Source organism: Enterobacter sp. 01-M-03-SI-ECC, assembly GCF_047530215.1.
Taxonomy (GTDB): Bacteria; Pseudomonadota; Gammaproteobacteria; order Enterobacterales; family Enterobacteriaceae; genus Enterobacter; species Enterobacter chengduensis.
In genome coordinates this window covers 45986-62435 of sequence record NZ_JBLKDA010000029.1, presented here as the reverse complement: position 1 = coordinate 62435, position 16450 = coordinate 45986, and the positions used below count along the sequence as shown (strand labels likewise).

The following is a 16450-nucleotide window of genomic DNA, read 5'->3' as shown; positions in this document are numbered from 1 at the left end:
ATATTGACTACTACAACAGCAGAAGAATTAGCCTGAAATTAAAAGGTCTGAGTCCAATTGAATATCGAACCCAGACCTATGTGCCTCGTGTTTAACTGTCCAACTTTTTGGGGTCAGTACAACCCGAGGCTACTCCCTCAACTCCCAACAAGTTGAGAGTAGCCTCTTATTCTTTTTTTGACAAGGAGTAAAAGGCATGACGCCATTAAAAACTGCGTTAGGCATCGTCTTTATTATTTGCCTGACGATAGCGATCTTTACCTTTATTACTCGCGGTAAGTTATGCGAGTTTTCAATAAAGAGTGAGCATCAGGAGGTGGCGGCAAAATTAGCCTGCAACGCAGGCTAACCTCTACGGGCGGAACAGCGGTTCCGCCCGGCTTGTAGGATGCTGAGGTCTTAATGCACCCATTTTTTTCTTCCGCCGCCGCGATTATACTGCGCGGCGTGTACCCAGATGATAAGAATCCATGAAACCCATTTTTCTGCTGTTATTCTTTTTAACCTCCCTTGCCCATGCAGATGAGATAGGCAGCCAGTACCTGAAGCAGGCGGAAGCCGGCGATGCCCGTGCCCAGTATTATCTTGCTGATACGTACTTCAGTTCCGGCGACAGCAAGCTGGCCGCGCTGTGGGCCGAAAAAGCCGCAAAAGGCGGCGATGTTGACGCCATGGCGCTGTTGTCGCAAATCCACTTTACGCAGGGCGATTACGCCCAGGCCAAAGCCCTCGCGCAACAGGCCAATATTGCAGGCAGCAAACGCGGCGCGATTATGCTGGCCCGCGTGCTGGTCAATACTCAGGCCGGTAAAACCGACTATCCTCAGGCCATTAAGCTGCTGCAAACGGCGACCGAAGATATCGACAACGATTCAGCGGTCGATGCGCAAATGCTGCTCGGGCTGATTTATGCCAACGGCGTAGAGGTGGCGCAGGATGATATGCAGGCCGCCTCATGGTTCAAGCGCAGTTCAGCCCTTTCGCGTACGGGCTACGCCGAGTACTGGGCGGGGATGTTGTTCAGGCAGGGCGAGAAAGGCTTTATCACGCCGAATAAACAGAAAGCCCTGTACTGGTTGAACCTGAGCTGCACTGAAGGGTTTGATACGGGCTGCGAAGAGTTTGATGCGTTGAGCGGGGAGTAAACCATTGCCCGGTGGCGCTGCGCTTACCGGGCCTACGGCTTGTGTAGGCCGGGTAAGGCGAAGCCGCCACCCGGCTTTTTACATTACTGGTCAGCCGTCTTATCAAAACGACCCAGCACCTCGCGTTCGTACGCCAGCGCCTTTTTACGATCGAATTTATGTTCCCACTTGGCGATAACCAGCACCGCCAGCGCGTTACCCACCACGTTCAGCGCCGTACGCGCCATGTCGAGGATACGGTCTACACCCGCGATAAACGCCAGGCCTTCCAGCGGAATGCCGACGCTGCCCAGCGTCGCCAGCAGCACCACGAACGACACGCCCGGTACGCCTGCGATGCCTTTAGACGTCACCATCAGCGTCAGCACCAGTACGATCTCCTGCCACAGCGACAGGTCGATGCCGTACAGCTGCGCAATAAAGATAGCGGCGATACTCTGGTACAGCGTGGAACCGTCCAGGTTAAAGGAGTAACCGGTCGGCACCACGAAGCTGGTGATCGACGCTGGCGCGCCGTAGGCTTCCATCTTCTCAATAATACGCGGCAGCACGCTCTCTGAGCTTGCCGTGGAGTAGGCCAGAATCAGCTCATCCTTCAGGATACGGATCAGGATCCAGATGCTCAGCCCGCAGAGGCGCGCCACAATGCCCAGCACCACCAGCGCAAAGAACAGGATGGCGAAGTGCACCAGGATCACCAGCTTCGCCAGCGGCCAGAGGGAGGCAAAACCAAAGTTCGCCACGGTGACGGCGATCAGCGCAAACACCCCTACCGGCGCGTAGCGCATCACCATGTGGGTCACTTTAAACATGGTTTCAGAGATAGAGCGGAACACGGTCACCAGCGGTTCGCGGTGCGTTGCCGGCAGTGAAGAGAGCCCCAGGCCAAACAGCACCGAGAAGAAGATAATCGGCAGCATCTCACCTTTCGCCATCGACGCCACGATGTTGGTCGGCACCAGAGAAAGGATGGTGCCCATCAGGCCGTGCGCATGGCTCTGCACGTCAGCGGTCGTACTTTGGTATTTCGAAATATCCACCGTAGCCAGCTGCGACATATCGATCCCGGAACCCGGCTGGAACACGTTCGCCAGGGTAATGCCGAGAACGATCGCAACCGTAGTGATCACTTCGAAATAGATAATGGTTTTCGCACCAATACGGCCAAGCTGCTTCGCGTCGCCGACGCCCGCAATACCGACCACCAGCGTCGAAATCACAATCGGTACCACGATCATCTTGATCAGATGAATAAAGATATCCCCAGCCGGGGAAAGCAGGTTCGCAATCAGCCATTCGCGGCTGTCGCTGTGATAGTGGAGGTAACTGCCCAGCAGGATGCCCAGCACAAGGGCGATTAAGATCTGCCAGGCCAGGCTCACTTTAACGTTTTTCATAGAAACTGACTTCCTCAATGAAGCGCCTTATTCATCAAAACTGCATGAATATGGGGACATACTGAAAGGGTATGAATTGTGTTGCGTCGATTTATGGGATTTTTTAACGCGGCGTATGAGTATCATTTGCGCGGCATGTTGCGCAAGCCTTAAAGAACGGCCCATTTCACTCGTAAAAGCAACTGGGACGGGAGTTTCTCCTGATTCTTATAAATAACCTTCTGTTATAAAAACGCTTTTTTAAACATAAATGTGAATAATCGTCAGCATAAATTATTTTCCTTCAAAGTTTCATTCGCTCATTTTTCAACCTGTTCAAACAATGCGTGATCTGTAGCCCAAATAATAAACAAAGCTTGTAAAGCCCCTACAATTAACGTTTTAGTGACATATTATTAACATCTTACAAGGAGAAAAAAAGCCATGAGCCAAATACACAAACATGACATTCCCGCTAATATTGCGGACCGTTGCCTGATAAACCCGGAGCAGTACCACGAGAAGTATCAGCAATCTATCACCGCCCCGGATGCCTTCTGGGGTGAGCAGGGCCATATCCTTGACTGGATCAAGCCATATCAGAAGGTGAAGAACACCTCCTTTGCGCCCGGCAATGTCTCCATTAAATGGTATGAAGATGGCACCCTGAACCTGGCGGCAAACTGCCTCGATCGTCACCTTGCCGAGCGCGGGAACGAGACGGCCATCATCTGGGAAGGCGATGACGCCTCGCAGAGCAAGCACATTACCTATAAAGAACTGCACCGCGACGTGTGCCGCTTCGCCAACGTCCTGCTGGAAAAAGGCATTAAAAAAGGCGATGTGGTCGCGATCTATATGCCGATGGTGCCGGAAGCGGCTGTCGCCATGCTGGCCTGCGCGCGTATCGGCGCGATTCACTCTGTTATCTTCGGCGGCTTCTCCCCGGAAGCGGTGGCGGGCCGTATTGTCGATTCCAGTTCAAAACTGGTGATCACCGCCGATGAAGGCGTGCGCGCCGGACGCGGTATCCCCCTGAAGAAAAACGTCGACGAAGCGCTGAAAAACCCGAACGTCAAAACGGTCAGCAACGTCATCGTCCTTAAGCGCACCGGCGGTAAAATCGACTGGCACGAGGGGCGCGACCTGTGGTGGAGCGATCTGATTGAAAAAGCGAGCGACCAGCATCAGCCGGAAGAGATGAACGCTGAAGATCCGCTTTTCATTCTCTATACCTCCGGCTCAACCGGTAAGCCGAAAGGCGTGCTGCACACCACCGGCGGCTATCTGGTCTACGCGGCCACCACCTTCAAATACGTCTTCGACTACCACTCGGGCGACATCTACTGGTGTACCGCCGACGTGGGCTGGGTGACCGGACACAGCTACCTGCTTTACGGCCCGCTGGCCTGCGGCGCGACCACGCTGATGTTTGAGGGCGTCCCCAACTGGCCGACCCCGGCGCGGATGTGCCAGGTCGTCGACAAGCACCAGGTCAATATTCTTTACACCGCACCAACGGCGATCCGCGCATTGATGGCGGAAGGTGATAAGGCCATCGAAGGCACCGACCGCTCTTCGTTGCGCATCCTCGGGTCAGTGGGTGAGCCCATTAACCCGGAAGCCTGGGAGTGGTACTGGAAGAAAATCGGCAACGAGAAATGCCCGGTGATGGACACCTGGTGGCAAACCGAAACCGGCGGCTTTATGATCACCCCAATGCCGGGCGCCACGCAGCTGAAAGCCGGCTCGGCAACCCGTCCGTTCTTCGGCGTCCAGCCTGCGCTGGTGGATAACGAAGGCAACCCGCTGGACGGGGCCACCGAAGGTAACCTGGTTATCGTCGACTCCTGGCCGGGTCAGGCGCGGACCCTGTTCGGCGATCACGATCGCTTCGAGCAGACCTACTTCTCGACCTTTAAAAACATGTACTTCAGCGGCGACGGCGCGCGTCGTGATGAAGATGGCTATTACTGGATCACCGGCCGCGTGGACGACGTGCTGAACGTCTCCGGCCACCGTCTGGGCACCGCGGAGATTGAATCGGCCCTGGTATCGCATCCAAAGATTGCCGAAGCCGCCGTTGTTGGGATCCCGCACAACATCAAAGGCCAGGCGATTTACGCCTACGTCACGCTGAATCATGGAGAAGAACCGTCGCCAGAGCTGTACACCGAAGTGCGTAACTGGGTGCGCAAAGAGATTGGCCCGCTGGCGACGCCGGACGTGCTGCACTGGACCGACTCGCTGCCGAAGACCCGCTCCGGCAAAATTATGCGCCGTATTTTGCGCAAAATCGCGGCGGGGGATACCAGCAACCTCGGCGATACCTCAACGCTCGCGGATCCTGGCGTGGTGGACAAACTGCTCGAAGAGAAGCAGGCCATCGCAATGCCATCGTAATCTTTTCTCCCTCTCCCCGTGGGAGAGGGCCGGGGTGAGGGCATCAGACCGCGCCTTCCTCCCCTCACCCTAACCCTCTCCCCAAAGGGGAGAGGGGACTAAAAACAAACCAACCTTACCTTTGGAGACTCTGTGATGAATAACGATATTTGTCAGCAGATAGAGAATAGTGCGCACTACAGGGAGCTCGTCGATAAGCGGCAACGGTTTGCCTTCACCCTTTCCATCATCATGCTGATTATCTATGTCGGCTTTATTCTGCTGATCGCCTTTGCACCGCACTGGCTGGGCACCCCGCTGCATGCGGGCACCAGCGTCACGCGCGGCATTCCCATTGGTATTGGCGTGATTGTGATCTCCTTCCTGCTGACCGGCGTCTACGTCTGGCGCGCGAACGGGGAATTCGATCGTCTTAATAAAGCGGTTCTGCAAGAGGTAAAAGCATCATGAAGCGAGTTCTGACGGCGCTCGCCGCCACCCTCCCCTTTGCCGCCCACGCGGCGGATGCCATTACCGGCGAAGTCCAGCGCCAGCCGACCAACTGGCAGGCGATTATCATGTTCCTGATCTTCGTTCTGCTGACGCTGTACATTACGTACTGGGCGTCGAAACGCGTGCGCTCGCGTAACGATTACTACACCGCCGGGGGCAATATTACCGGCTTCCAGAACGGGCTGGCGATTGCGGGAGATTTTATGTCCGCCGCCTCGTTCCTCGGGATCTCCGCGCTGGTGTACACCTCCGGCTATGACGGCCTGATTTACTCTCTCGGCTTCCTCGTCGGCTGGCCGATCATCCTGTTCCTGATTGCCGAGCGCCTGCGTAACCTGGGCCGCTACACCTTCGCGGACGTCGCATCCTATCGACTGAAGCAGGGGCCGATACGCACCCTCTCCGCCTGCGGCTCGCTGGTGGTAGTGGCGCTGTACCTGATTGCGCAGATGGTGGGCGCGGGTAAACTGATCGAACTGCTGTTCGGCCTCAACTACCACATCGCCGTGGTGCTGGTGGGGGTGCTGATGGTGATGTACGTCCTGTTCGGCGGCATGCTGGCGACCACCTGGGTGCAGATCATCAAAGCCGTCCTGCTGCTGTTCGGCGCCAGCTTTATGGCCTTTATGGTGATGAAGCACGTCGGCTTCAGCTTCAATAATCTGTTCACTGAAGCCATGGCGGTCCATCCGAAAGGAGAAGCGATCATGAGCCCGGGCGGGCTGGTGAAAGACCCAATATCCGCGCTCTCTCTCGGTCTCGGTCTGATGTTTGGTACGGCTGGCCTGCCGCACATCCTGATGCGCTTCTTTACCGTAAGCGACGCGCGTGAAGCACGCAAAAGCGTCTTCTACGCCACCGGCTTCATGGGTTACTTCTACATCCTGACCTTTATCATCGGCTTTGGCGCGATCATGCTGGTGGGGGCGAACCCGGCGTTTAAAGACGCGGCGGGCGCGCTGATTGGCGGTAACAACATGGCGGCGGTGCATCTGGCGGACGCGGTAGGCGGCAACCTGTTCCTCGGCTTTATCTCCGCCGTGGCCTTCGCCACCATTCTGGCGGTGGTTGCGGGGCTGACCCTCGCCGGCGCGTCGGCGGTATCGCATGACCTCTACGCCAACGTCTTCCGCAAGGGCGCGAGCGAGCGCGATGAGCTGAAGGTTTCAAAAATCACCGTGCTGGTGCTGGGCGTCGTGGCGATCCTGCTGGGCATTCTGTTTGAGAAGCAGAACATCGCCTTTATGGTGGGGCTGGCCTTCTCGATTGCGGCAAGCTGCAACTTCCCGATCATCCTGCTCTCCATGTACTGGTCGAAACTGACCACCCGTGGCGCGATGATTGGCGGCTGGCTGGGGCTGCTGACGGCGGTGATCCTGATGATTCTGGGCCCAACGATTTGGGTGCAGATCCTCGGTCACGCTAGCGCCATTTTCCCGTATGAATACCCGGCGCTGTTCTCGATCGCCGTGGCGTTTATCGGCATCTGGTTCTTCTCGGCCACCGACAACTCGCCGGAGGGTAACCTGGAGCGTGAGAAATTCCGCGCCCAGTTTATCCGTTCACAAACCGGCCTGGGCGTTGAGCAGGGCCGCGCGCACTAAGCCTTTCTCCCCGGCCATAGCGGCCGGGGAGCTTAAAACATCACCCACGCCACCAGCGGCGCAATCAGGACCATCACTACGCCCGACAGCATCATCACCAGGCTCGCGACAACGCCCTCCTGCTGCCCCAGCTCATAGGAACGTGCCGTGCCCGCGCCGTGCGACGCCGCGCCAAAACCCGCGCCTTTCGCCATTCCTTCCCGAATAGAAAGCCGCAGAAACAGCACGTCGCCGACCGCCATCCCGAAGACGCCCGTCACCACCACAAACAGCGCCACCAGATCCGGCTGCCCGCCGAGCGGTTTTGCCGCGGCCAGCGCAAACGGCGTTGTGACCGAGCGCACCGCCAGGCTGCGCTGGATTTCATCCGAGAGGGTAAACAGCCGGGCCAGCCAGACGGAGCTGCACACGGCGACCACCGTGGCGGTGAGGACGCCAGCGCTGAGCGACATCCAGTGGCGTTTGATGATCGCCAGGTTGTCGTAAACCGGTACGGCAAAGGCGATGGTCGCCGGGCCGAGCAGCCACAGCAGCCAGTGGGATTCACCGATGTAGTTTTGCCAGGAGATATGGCCGAAGACCAGCATCATCACCAGCAGGATCGGCGTGAAGACCAGCGGCATCAGCGGCAGGGCATGAAAACGACGATACAGCCGCTTGTTGGCAAAGTAGATCGCCAGCGTCGCCACCAGGCACAGGATGCTGACCTGAAAATTAGTCATGTTTGTGCCTGCTGATTTCAAACCGGTAGACGTTGTCCACCACCCAGGCCGTCGCCCCCAGCACCATCAGCGTACTCAGCGCGATAACCGCGAAGATCCGCCAGCCATCCACCATCAGCAGCTGCGCATAGTTCACCACCGCCACCACGGCAGGGACAAAGAACAGCAGCATCTCCGCCAGCAGCCAGCGCGCCCCGGCGCGCACCCAGTTGAGGGGGATCACGCGACAGAGGATGAGCGTCAACATCAGCAGCATCCCGACAAGATTGGCAGGCAGCGGCAGATGCAGCCAGCCGACAAGATATTCGGCGAAAACGAACAGTCCCGCGTAGAGCAGTACCTGAACCGGGACCTGGAGTCGTTGCACAACGGCAGGCGTAACACGGCTTAACGCCACGGCCATGGGGGTTTTCCTCAAAAATGAGACGAGGCGCCAGTATAGTGAGCGCACGTCAGTGAAAGAAATGAATTAAAATCATCAAAGGTATAGTTTCGAGGAATAATCATGGACATAAGAACGCTGCGCTATTTTGTCGAGGTGGTTCGCCAGCAAAGTTTTACCCGCGCAGCGGAGAAGTTGTTCGTTACCCAGCCAACCATCAGCAAGATGCTGAAAAACCTCGAAGATGAACTGAACTGTACCCTGCTGATCCGCGACGGCCGCAAGCTGCTGCTGACCGACACCGGACGCGTGGTGTTCGAACGCGGGCTGGCGATTCTGGCGGAGTTCCGCCAGCTGGAAGCGGAGCTGGGCGATATTAATCATCTGACCAAAGGGGTGCTTCGCCTCGGCATTCCGCCCATGGTCGGCATGATGATGGCCGGACCGATTAGCCTGTTTCGCCAGCGCTATCCCGGCGTTGAGCTGAAGATTTCGGAGTTTGGTGGCTTAACCGTCCAGCAGGCCGTCACCAACGGCGAACTCGACGTGGCAATGACCGCCCTGCCCGTGGAGGAGGAGAGCGGTCTGGCAACCCTGCCGCTGTTTAGCCATCCGCTTTGCGTCCTGGCGCCACGCTCCGGAGACTGGCTGAAGATTGACTCGGTAAAGCCCGAGCTGCTCGGTGAACATCCCCTGCTGATCTACAACGAAGACTTCGCCTTAAGCCGTCAGCTGATGACGCTGTTCAACCAACATAACGTGAAGCCGCGCATTGCGGTGCGCAGCGGACAGTGGGATTTCCTGGCGGCGATGGTGCAGGCCGGCGTGGGGATTGCCATTCTGCCGCAGCCGATTTGCGAGCGGCTGGATAAAAATACGCTGCGCTGGATCCCGCTGGAGAGCGAGCTGCACTGGCAGCTGGGGATGATCTGGCGTGAAGGGGTGTATCTGTCGCAGAGCGCGCAGGCGTGGCTGGAGTGCTGTAAGGGGTTTTGGGTGCGGTCTGAATAGCCGGGTGGCGGCTTCGCCTTACCCGGCCTACAGGTTTCGTAGGCCCGGTAAGCGCAGTGCCACCGGGCAAAAAGCTACTGATTCTCTATCAACAACGCTTCCAGCAGGTCCAGATCGTGGAGCAGCTTTTGCAGCGTTTCGTTGCTGATCTGGCGCGTGGCGCGCAGATGGTAAAGCTCGGCACGCTCTGAACGCAGCGCCGCCAGGCGGAACCGGCGCTCCAGGTTTTCCTCCTGCAGCGAGCTTTCCACATCGTTACGCCCGTCCGCGCGGCGGCGCAGGTTACCAATCACGCGGGAACTCACTTCCGTCAGCAGCTGGTTGTCGATGTTCTCTTCCGCATCCGCGGCCAGACGCTCTTCCATTTTCTGGATCGCGACAATCGCCACTTCGGCGGTGGCCGCCCGGGCAATACGCTCCTCTTTATGCTGCTGGGTCGAATCACCGGCATCAATATGCTGAAGTAAAATCGGCAGCATAATCACCCCAACAAACAGGGAGAACAGAATCACGCCCGCCGCCAGGAAGACCAGCTCGTAGCGCGCCGGGAAGACGTCGCCCGTCGGCAGCAGCAGCGGAATCGAGAGCACACCGGCAAGGGTGATCGCCCCGCGAACGCCCGCAAAGGAGGCGATCAGCAGCTCACGCGTTGTCCACGCGCCGAACTCCATCGGCTTTTTCTTCAGGAAGCGCACGCTGAAGTTTTTCATCGTCCACAGCCAGCCGAAACGCACCAGCATCAGCGCCAGGTAGATCAGCACGACGTCGGTAAACAGCATCCAGACTTCCACGTTCGGGTCGGCTTCGGCCGCCACCAGCGAGGATTCCATAATGCCCGGCAGCTGCAGGCCCAGCAGCAGGAACACCATGCCGTTAAAGACAAACTCCAGCATGGCCCAGGTGCTGTTGGCGCGCAGGCGCATGGCCAGCGGCGCGCGGCGCATTACGCCGGAACGGGTGATGGTCATCCCCGCCGCCACCGCCGCCAGAATGCCCGACACGCCGATGTGTTCTGCAATCAGATAAGAGGCAAACGGCAGCAGGAACAGCAGTACGATTTGGGTAGCAGGCTCATCGCCGCCCCAGCGGCTGAGGAAGCGCAATGAGCGGCCGTACAGCCAGCTCACCACGAAGCCCGCCAGAATGCCGCCAATGGCCACCTTGAAGAATTCCAGGGTCGCGCCGCCAACGGTAAAGACCATCGTGCCCATCGCAACGGCCACGGCAAACTTCAGTGCGACCAGGCCGGAGGCGTCGTTCATCAGCGCCTCCCCCTGTAAAATCCCCATGATTTTCTTCGGAATGCGGCCTTCACCCACAATGCCGGACAGCGCCACGGCATCGGTTGGCGACAGCACGGCGGCCAGCGCAAAGGCCGGGATTAAAGGAATACCCGGCACCGTCCAGTAGATCAGAAAACCAATCCCGACGACGGTGACCACCACCAGCGCCAGCGCCAGGCCGAAGATTTCTCGCCCGTGCTCAAGGAATTCGCGCGTGGGCGTTTTCCAGCCATCGGCAAACAGCAGTGGCGGAATGAACAGCACGAGGAACAGTTCGGGGTCAAATTCCACGTGCAGGCCAAACGTCGGCCACGCCAGCAGCGCGCCGATGGCAATTTGCATTAATGGCAGGGGGACCTGAAAGGGCAGTACGCGTGTAACCACCCCGGATAGCGAGACCACAAGGGTCATGATAAGTATTGTGAAGAAGATTTCCATGCGTTCCCTGTTTGCTGTGTTGCTTATGTACTCCGGAAGGCGTCGTGCCTTTTATTCTATCTTCCTCAGAGTAACGCAAAAGGCAACAGGATGAGTCCTGAAAATAAAAACGGGCGGCCCGAGCCACCCGTTTTCGCATCAAAGGCCAATTTAGATTGCCCAGCCGCCCGCGTAGAACGCCACCAGCGCCACGGCGATGACCACGGTGCCCACGTTCAGCTTGCGCCATTCACCGGAAACCAGACGACCAATCACCAGCGACGCGAAGCCGATCATAATGCCGGTCACGATGTTGCAGGTCAGCACGATAAAGACCGCGGTAATCAGGCCTGACATGGCGTCCACGAAGTCCGCAAAGTCGATTTTCGCCACGTTGCTCAGCATCAGCAGGCCAACGTACATCAGCGCTGGCGCGGTCGCGTACGCCGGAACCAGATAGGAGAGCGGAGAGAGGAACAGGATCAGCATGAACAGCACGCCCACGGTGATCGCCGTCAGGCCGGTTTTACCGCCTGCCGCCGTACCCGCTGCGGACTCGATATACACCGCCGCCGGTGCCGCACCCACCAGGCCTGAGAAAACGCTGCTCAGGGAGTCGGTGGTCAGCGCTTTGCCGCCGTCAATAATCTGACCGTCTTTATCCAGCAGGTTAGCCTGACCGGCCACCGCACGAATGGTACCGGTCGCGTCAAACACGGCGGTCATCACCAGCGCCAGCACGCTTGGCAGGATCACCGGGTTCAGCGCGCCGACAATATCCAGGCTGCCAATCAGGGAGTTGCCTTTGTCATCGCTCAGCGACGGCATGGCGAAAATGCCGGAGAAGTGGACGTTAGGGTCGAAAATCAGGCCGACAATGGAAACACCGATAATGGTCAGCAGAATACCGCCCGGGACCTTCAGTTTTTCCAGACCGATAATCACCGCCAGACCGATCAGCGACATGATCACCGGGAAGCTGGCGAAATGACCGAGGGCGACCGGCAGACCGTCCAGCGGATTCTTGATGACCAGACCAACGCCGTTAGCGGCGATAAGCAACAGGAACAGGCCGATGCCGATACCGGTACCGTGCGCCACGCCCTGCGGCAGGTTGCGCAAAATCCAGCTGCGGATGCCCGTCGCTGAAATCACGGTAAACAGCACCCCCATCAGGAACACGGCGCCCAGCGCAACCGGTACGCTGATGTGCTGGCCCAGCACCAGGCTGAACGCGGTGAACGCGGTCAGAGAGATGGCGCAACCAATTGCCAGCGGCAGGTTCGCCCACAGGCCCATCACGATGGAGCCCACGCCGGCCACGAGGCAGGTCGCCACAAACACAGCCGCTGGCGGGAAGCCCGCTTTGCCCAGCATGCCCGGCACAACGATGACGGAATAAACCATCGCCAGAAACGTTGTCAAACCGGCAACGATTTCCTGGCGCACGGTGCTGCCGCGAGCCGAAATTTTAAACATGGCGTCAAGTGAACCGCCGGTACGCGCAGATGGCGTAGACATAGAAAACATCCCCTGAGAGTTTTTTAGGAAGTCCGTAAGCGAGGTGGAGACGCCACTGCCAGCTGAACGTCAAATCCTTGTGTTGCGTTTGTGACGAAAGGGCGTCACAAAAAAAGCAAACGTTTAGCTCCGCGCTTACAAACGGGTGGTCAAATTAAGGCAAACGATTATCTAGCCTAATCCCCGCCCTTTTCAACTGAACTTTATCGTTTTTCGCTAAAATTCCCTTATGACGCTGAAGAAATAAACAGAGGATGCGCAAACGTTATCGTCTATGCGCAATTTGTTTACATTTTCAGTCCTCACCCGGGATGGATAAAGGCCCACCCTGTTCCAGGGTTCTTTGCCAGCCGGGGCGGGTCTCTACCCTTGCCTTCCATGCCTGAGTATGCGGCAGGTTGTTGATACCGCCGCGCGCCAGCAGGGCAAAGATCGGGAAGCTCATCTGAATGTCGGCCATGCTGAGCGCATCCCCGGCAAACCAGCTGTTTTTCGCAAGATGCGCCTCAATGAAGCGCGCATGGGTTTCCAGCTGACGGTTGAGATACGCTTTCTGCACCCCCTGCCCCAGCGCTTTGCCCAGGGTTCTGAGGCCAAACGGCACCGGCGGCTTGCCGAGGCTGTTGAAGACCAGCTTCATTAACAGCAGCGGCATCAGCGAGCCTTCGGCGTAATGCAGCCAGAAGCGGTACTGCACCTTATGCGCCGGATCCAGAGGCTTAAGGCGTGACCCGGCGTCGTACGTTTCCTGCAGGTACTCCAGAATGGCACCCGACTCCGCAAGGACCAGTCCGTTATCTTCGATGACCGGTGATTTGCCCAACGGATGCACCTTTTTGAGCGCCTCCGGTGCCAGCATGTTCTTTTCGCGCTGGTAGTGAACGATCTCATAAGGCAGACCGAGTTCCTCCAGCGCCCAGATCACGCGGTGAGAGCGCGACTGGTTAAGGTGGTGTACCGTGAGCATGGCTTTCTCCTGTTATTCATACTTTTTAACTATAGAAAATTGAACAACACCGCGAAAAAAATTCGGCTAAAAACCGGTCAGCGGCGCTGGCGAAAAAACGGGGCTTGCATAGAATTAAAGTATCAGCACAATCCGGAACCTCCCCAACCTGCTCGACACTGAGGGGTGCTGATGTCGGGGGAAACCCTCCCGTGAACCAGCGGGATAGAGTGAAAGACAAAGACCGGGAAAAACTAAAGCGCCCTTTGTGGCGCTTTAGTTCTTTATGATGCTTTTCGCCGGGTGGCGCTTCGCTTACCCGGCCTACGTTCTCGGTTTTGTAGGTCGGGTAAGGCGTAGCCGCCACCCGACAAAAAGTTTCCGTAGGTCCGGTAAGGCGCAGCCACCACCCGACAAACAGTTTCCGTAGGTCCGGTAAGGCGCAGCCGCCACCCGACAAACAGTTTCCGTAGGTCGGGTAAGGCGCAGCCGCCACCCGACAAACAGTTTCCGTAGGTCGGGTAAGGCGCAGCCGCCACCCGACGCGCAGGCCGCAGAGACTTACTCTTCCTCCAGCAGTCGCGCCCCCGTTCCCTGCTCGCCCAGCCTGTCGCCGGGGTTACGCAACGGGCAGTCGCTGCGCGACAGGCAGCCGCAGCCAATGCAGCCATCCAGCTCGTCACGCAGGGCGACCAGCGTATGAATACGCCTGTCCAGCTCTTCACGCCACTGGGACGACAGCTCTTTCCACTCTTTCGGGCTCAGCGTGTGGCCTTCCGGCAGCACGCCAAATGCCTCCCCGATCGTGGCCAGGGGAATTCCGATTCGTTGCGCAATTTTGATAATCGCCACGTAGCGAAGCACGTCGCGGGTATAGCGACGCTGGTTGCCCCCGTTACGGATGCTCTTGATTAACCCTTTGCTTTCATAGAAGTGGAGTGCAGATACCGCAACGCCGCTTCGCTTCGCCACTTCGCCGGGGGTTAACAGCGCTTTAATGCGCGGCAATCTCTTTTCCATAAAACCTCTTTACCTCAAGTTAACTTGAGGAATTATACTCCCCCGCAGAGAAAACGACGAATTAACCGAGATAGTTGTATCTACAGAGGGGCAACCTTATGTCGCATCAGCAAATTATTCAGACGCTTATTGAATGGATTGATGAACATATCGACCAACCGTTGAACATTGATGTGGTCGCCAAAAAGTCGGGCTATTCGAAATGGTACTTACAGAGAATGTTCCGCACGGTCATGCATCAGACGCTGGGTGAGTACATTCGCCAGCGCAGGCTGCTGCTGGCGGCACAGGCGCTACGCTCAACGCAGCGGCCAATTTTTGATATTGCGATGGACCTGGGCTATGTGTCGCAACAAACCTTTTCCCGCGTGTTTCGCCGCGAGTTTGACCGCACGCCAAGCGACTATCGCCATCAGCTGAATTAATCACCCTCAGTGCAAAGGTTGCTGCTGCCAGGTCATGAATTCCTGGGGCGGCATCGCTTTCGCGAAGTGCCATCCCTGACAAAACTGAACGCCGCGCTTCAACAGCCAGCTCACCTGCTCTGCCGTCTCGACCCCTTCCGCAATGGTTTTCAGCCGCAGGCTTTGCGCCATCTCGATAATATGCTCGGCGATCAGGTGGCTGGTGCTGTTGGTCGTTAAGGTATCGATAAACGATTTATCGATTTTCAAAATATCCACGTTCAGCGAGTAGAGGTTGTGCAGGTTCGAGTAACCGGTTCCGAAATCATCGATGGCGACTTCATACCCCGCCTGACGGAAGGCCTGAATCACCGGCGTGGTTTTAGGCACATCGATAAAACCGCGTTCCGTCACTTCGATTTTGATTTGCTGCGCGCGGACAGCGTAGTGGCGGGCCTTGTCGGAAATCATGGCAATCAGCCGCGAGGAGTGGAAATCCGTCGCCGACAGGTTAATCGAAATATAGAGATGCGGATGCTCGGCCAGGAAATGGCCCAGATCGTTGAATACCTCTTCAACGACATAGTCCGTAATCCGCTCGCTCATCCCCTCATTTTCCGCCAGCGGAATAAACTCCGCCGGGCTCATCACCTGCCCGTTAAAACCCGGCCAGCGTAACAGCGCCTCTGCCCCCACGCACTGGTTATTCTTAATATCAATAATCGGCTGATAATGCAGGCAAAGCTGACGTTTGTTCAGCGCCCGGTGCAGCAGACGCCCCGGCGAGTTAAGCTCGCGGTGGGTACGGGACCAGACCAGCAAAATAATAATGCTGCAGATCATCCCCAGCGGCAGCGTCAGCGTCGCCTGATGATAGAGCGTTTCATAAAAACGTTTATTTGACGTCGACACGATAGCGGCAATAGGCCGTTTTGGCGACTTCACGACGGTATAGAAACGGTTATCTTTTTGAAATACCGATTCCTTATCCCGAATCATCGAATTTAATAAAGCAACATTGGCTTTCTGACTGACGGAAAAGAACGCATTGGTTACCGTGTCGTACACGCCCCACGAAAGAGAATGATCCGCGGACATGACTTCGCTGTATGAAAGCGGATTGACAACCACCACATAATTCCCGCGCTGCATATATGTCATTTTATAGCCAGTATAAAATGGGGTATCGCGATAATAATAGATAGCGACGTCAGGTTTACGCGTGTAATTAGCGACGGGAATGGCGTAGGGGCGATCCGGTGTAAAAACGGTCGAACAAAGAAAATTCTGACCTTCCGCGTAAATTAAATCGGCGACAAACAGGCGGCCGCGAACAACGTTCAGCATATATTGACGATGGCCCGGCGTGCAAAGGCCACCCCGATATTTTTCAGCCTCGTCACGCGCCAGATCAACCTGCTGAATAACCAGCTCTGTTTTGTCTAAAGCCAGTTCAGCAAATGTGCGTAGCTGGGCGCTTGTTTCCGACACGGCACGTAGCTGGGCAAACCATAGCGCAAGCATCACCGGCAGCATAACTACCATGATGATCCCTACCACTCTGAGCATTTTGCGCCGCGCGCTACGATTCATTTCCCGCCCTATATCCCTGCATGTTGTACGCCTGTAGTAATGAAGGCCGGATGCTGTGTTAAACAGGTGATTACGTTGCATGAATCATGCGAAGTTAGCAACTGACTTTTCGTATTAAAAATCTTAAATTT

16 protein-coding genes are annotated in these 16450 nt (G+C 56.9%); 8 read left to right on the top strand and 8 right to left on the bottom strand.

All coding sequences use genetic code 11. The features are described from left to right. The 3 genes from ACMWKK_RS21280 to ACMWKK_RS21270 all read left to right on the top strand — a co-directional run. Nucleotides 1–95 (top strand): IS3 family transposase (locus tag ACMWKK_RS21280; protein WP_135717608.1); only part of this gene is annotated, 95 nt, incomplete at its 5' end. 101 nt (nucleotides 96–196) lie between these two features. Beyond that, nucleotides 197–349: a Hok/Gef family protein gene (locus ACMWKK_RS21275; protein ID WP_112781407.1), complete on the top strand. Its 153-nt coding sequence runs from the start codon at nucleotides 197–199 to the stop codon at nucleotides 347–349. 121 nt (nucleotides 350–470) lie between these two features. Then, nucleotides 471–1145, top strand: coding sequence for a tetratricopeptide repeat protein (locus ACMWKK_RS21270; protein ID WP_045328756.1), 675 nt, complete (start codon nucleotides 471–473; stop codon nucleotides 1143–1145). 83 nt (nucleotides 1146–1228) lie between these two features. Here ACMWKK_RS21270 and gltP read toward each other — a convergent pair whose 3' ends face one another. Then, entirely contained in the window at nucleotides 1229–2542 is a 1314-nt protein-coding gene (gene gltP / locus ACMWKK_RS21265) for a glutamate/aspartate:proton symporter GltP (RefSeq protein ID WP_112781406.1), read from the bottom strand. A gap of 423 nt (nucleotides 2543–2965) precedes the next feature. On the opposite strand from gltP, the gene acs reads away from it, so the two are divergent. The 3 genes from acs to actP all read left to right on the top strand — a co-directional run bounded on the left by acs (nucleotide 2966) and on the right by actP (nucleotide 7020). Beyond that, on the top strand, nucleotides 2966–4924 hold the full coding sequence (gene acs, locus ACMWKK_RS21260; protein ID WP_112781405.1) for an acetate--CoA ligase: 1959 nt from the start codon (nucleotides 2966–2968) through the stop codon (nucleotides 4922–4924). 135 nt (nucleotides 4925–5059) lie between these two features. After that, on the top strand, nucleotides 5060–5374 hold the full coding sequence (locus ACMWKK_RS21255; protein ID WP_112781404.1) for a DUF485 domain-containing protein: 315 nt from the start codon (nucleotides 5060–5062) through the stop codon (nucleotides 5372–5374). Beyond that, a complete protein-coding gene (gene actP / locus ACMWKK_RS21250; RefSeq protein ID WP_045328764.1) occupies nucleotides 5371–7020 on the top strand; it encodes a cation/acetate symporter ActP in 1650 nt (549 codons plus the stop codon). The genes ACMWKK_RS21255 and actP overlap by 4 nt, the downstream gene beginning before the upstream one ends. 32 nt (nucleotides 7021–7052) lie before the next feature. Here the strand turns inward: actP and ACMWKK_RS21245 are convergent, their stop codons facing one another. Together ACMWKK_RS21245 and ACMWKK_RS21240 are read right to left on the bottom strand one after the other, a co-directional pair. Beyond that, a complete protein-coding gene (locus tag ACMWKK_RS21245; protein ID WP_045328765.1) occupies nucleotides 7053–7742 on the bottom strand; it encodes an LrgB family protein in 690 nt (229 codons plus the stop codon). Further along, nucleotides 7735–8145 (bottom strand): CidA/LrgA family protein, encoded by a 411-nt coding sequence (locus ACMWKK_RS21240; RefSeq protein WP_044597314.1) that lies wholly within the window; start codon nucleotides 8143–8145, stop codon nucleotides 7735–7737. The genes ACMWKK_RS21245 and ACMWKK_RS21240 overlap by 8 nt, the downstream gene beginning before the upstream one ends. 102 nt (nucleotides 8146–8247) lie before the next feature. Here ACMWKK_RS21240 and ACMWKK_RS21235 point away from each other — a divergent pair, with 102 nt between their 5' ends. After that, complete coding sequence (locus ACMWKK_RS21235; protein ID WP_045328768.1) at nucleotides 8248–9135, top strand: LysR family transcriptional regulator; 888 nt, start codon at nucleotides 8248–8250, stop codon at nucleotides 9133–9135. A gap of 74 nt (nucleotides 9136–9209) precedes the next feature. Here ACMWKK_RS21235 and ACMWKK_RS21230 read toward each other — a convergent pair whose 3' ends face one another. The 4 genes from ACMWKK_RS21230 to soxR form a co-directional block, all read right to left on the bottom strand. Continuing rightward, entirely contained in the window at nucleotides 9210–10856 is a 1647-nt protein-coding gene (locus ACMWKK_RS21230; protein WP_047716125.1) for a Na+/H+ antiporter, read from the bottom strand. Nucleotides 10857–11006: 150 nt separating this feature from the next. Then, nucleotides 11007–12356, bottom strand: a complete 1350-nt coding sequence (gene ghxP, locus ACMWKK_RS21225; protein ID WP_008503390.1) for a guanine/hypoxanthine transporter GhxP — start codon at nucleotides 12354–12356, stop codon at nucleotides 11007–11009. Nucleotides 12357–12651: 295 nt separating this feature from the next. Further along, the gene (locus ACMWKK_RS21220) at nucleotides 12652–13323 is read right to left on the bottom strand and encodes a glutathione S-transferase family protein (protein WP_112781403.1); all 672 of its coding nucleotides are present in this window, start codon (nucleotides 13321–13323) and stop codon (nucleotides 12652–12654) included. Nucleotides 13324–13863: 540 nt separating this feature from the next. Next, a complete protein-coding gene (soxR, locus tag ACMWKK_RS21215) occupies nucleotides 13864–14322 on the bottom strand; it encodes a redox-sensitive transcriptional activator SoxR (protein ID WP_014882155.1) in 459 nt (152 codons plus the stop codon). A 98-nt stretch (nucleotides 14323–14420) separates the two neighbouring features. Here soxR and soxS point away from each other — a divergent pair, with 98 nt between their 5' ends. Continuing rightward, nucleotides 14421–14747: a superoxide response transcriptional regulator SoxS gene (gene soxS, locus ACMWKK_RS21210; RefSeq protein ID WP_013095071.1), complete on the top strand. Its 327-nt coding sequence runs from the start codon at nucleotides 14421–14423 to the stop codon at nucleotides 14745–14747. A 6-nt stretch (nucleotides 14748–14753) separates the two neighbouring features. On the opposite strand, the gene ACMWKK_RS21205 is transcribed toward soxS, so the two are convergent. Next, nucleotides 14754–16319, bottom strand: a complete 1566-nt coding sequence (locus tag ACMWKK_RS21205; RefSeq protein ID WP_045328775.1) for an EAL domain-containing protein — start codon at nucleotides 16317–16319, stop codon at nucleotides 14754–14756. Between the last annotated feature and the right edge of the window lie 131 nt (nucleotides 16320–16450).

Excerpts from the sequence above, each read along its gene's own strand:
- ACMWKK_RS21245 (WP_045328765.1), bottom strand. The coding sequence starts at position 7,742 with ATGACTAATTTTCAGGTCAGCATCCTGTGCCTGGTGGCGACGCTGGCG.
- ACMWKK_RS21205 (WP_045328775.1), bottom strand. The coding sequence starts at position 16,319 with ATGAATCGTAGCGCGCGGCGCAAAATGCTCAGAGTGGTAGGGATCATC.
- soxR (WP_014882155.1), bottom strand. The coding sequence starts at position 14,322 with ATGGAAAAGAGATTGCCGCGCATTAAAGCGCTGTTAACCCCCGGCGAA.
- ACMWKK_RS21275 (WP_112781407.1), top strand. The coding sequence starts at position 197 with ATGACGCCATTAAAAACTGCGTTAGGCATCGTCTTTATTATTTGCCTG.
- ghxP (WP_008503390.1), bottom strand. The coding sequence starts at position 12,356 with ATGTCTACGCCATCTGCGCGTACCGGCGGTTCACTTGACGCCATGTTT.
- acs (WP_112781405.1), top strand. The coding sequence starts at position 2,966 with ATGAGCCAAATACACAAACATGACATTCCCGCTAATATTGCGGACCGT.
- ACMWKK_RS21220 (WP_112781403.1), bottom strand. The coding sequence starts at position 13,323 with ATGCTCACGGTACACCACCTTAACCAGTCGCGCTCTCACCGCGTGATC.
- soxS (WP_013095071.1), top strand. The coding sequence starts at position 14,421 with ATGTCGCATCAGCAAATTATTCAGACGCTTATTGAATGGATTGATGAA.
- gltP (WP_112781406.1), bottom strand. The coding sequence starts at position 2,542 with ATGAAAAACGTTAAAGTGAGCCTGGCCTGGCAGATCTTAATCGCCCTT.
- actP (WP_045328764.1), top strand. The coding sequence starts at position 5,371 with ATGAAGCGAGTTCTGACGGCGCTCGCCGCCACCCTCCCCTTTGCCGCC.
- ACMWKK_RS21255 (WP_112781404.1), top strand. The coding sequence starts at position 5,060 with ATGAATAACGATATTTGTCAGCAGATAGAGAATAGTGCGCACTACAGG.
- ACMWKK_RS21235 (WP_045328768.1), top strand. The coding sequence starts at position 8,248 with ATGGACATAAGAACGCTGCGCTATTTTGTCGAGGTGGTTCGCCAGCAA.
- ACMWKK_RS21230 (WP_047716125.1), bottom strand. The coding sequence starts at position 10,856 with ATGGAAATCTTCTTCACAATACTTATCATGACCCTTGTGGTCTCGCTA.
- ACMWKK_RS21270 (WP_045328756.1), top strand. The coding sequence starts at position 471 with ATGAAACCCATTTTTCTGCTGTTATTCTTTTTAACCTCCCTTGCCCAT.
- ACMWKK_RS21240 (WP_044597314.1), bottom strand. The coding sequence starts at position 8,145 with ATGGCCGTGGCGTTAAGCCGTGTTACGCCTGCCGTTGTGCAACGACTC.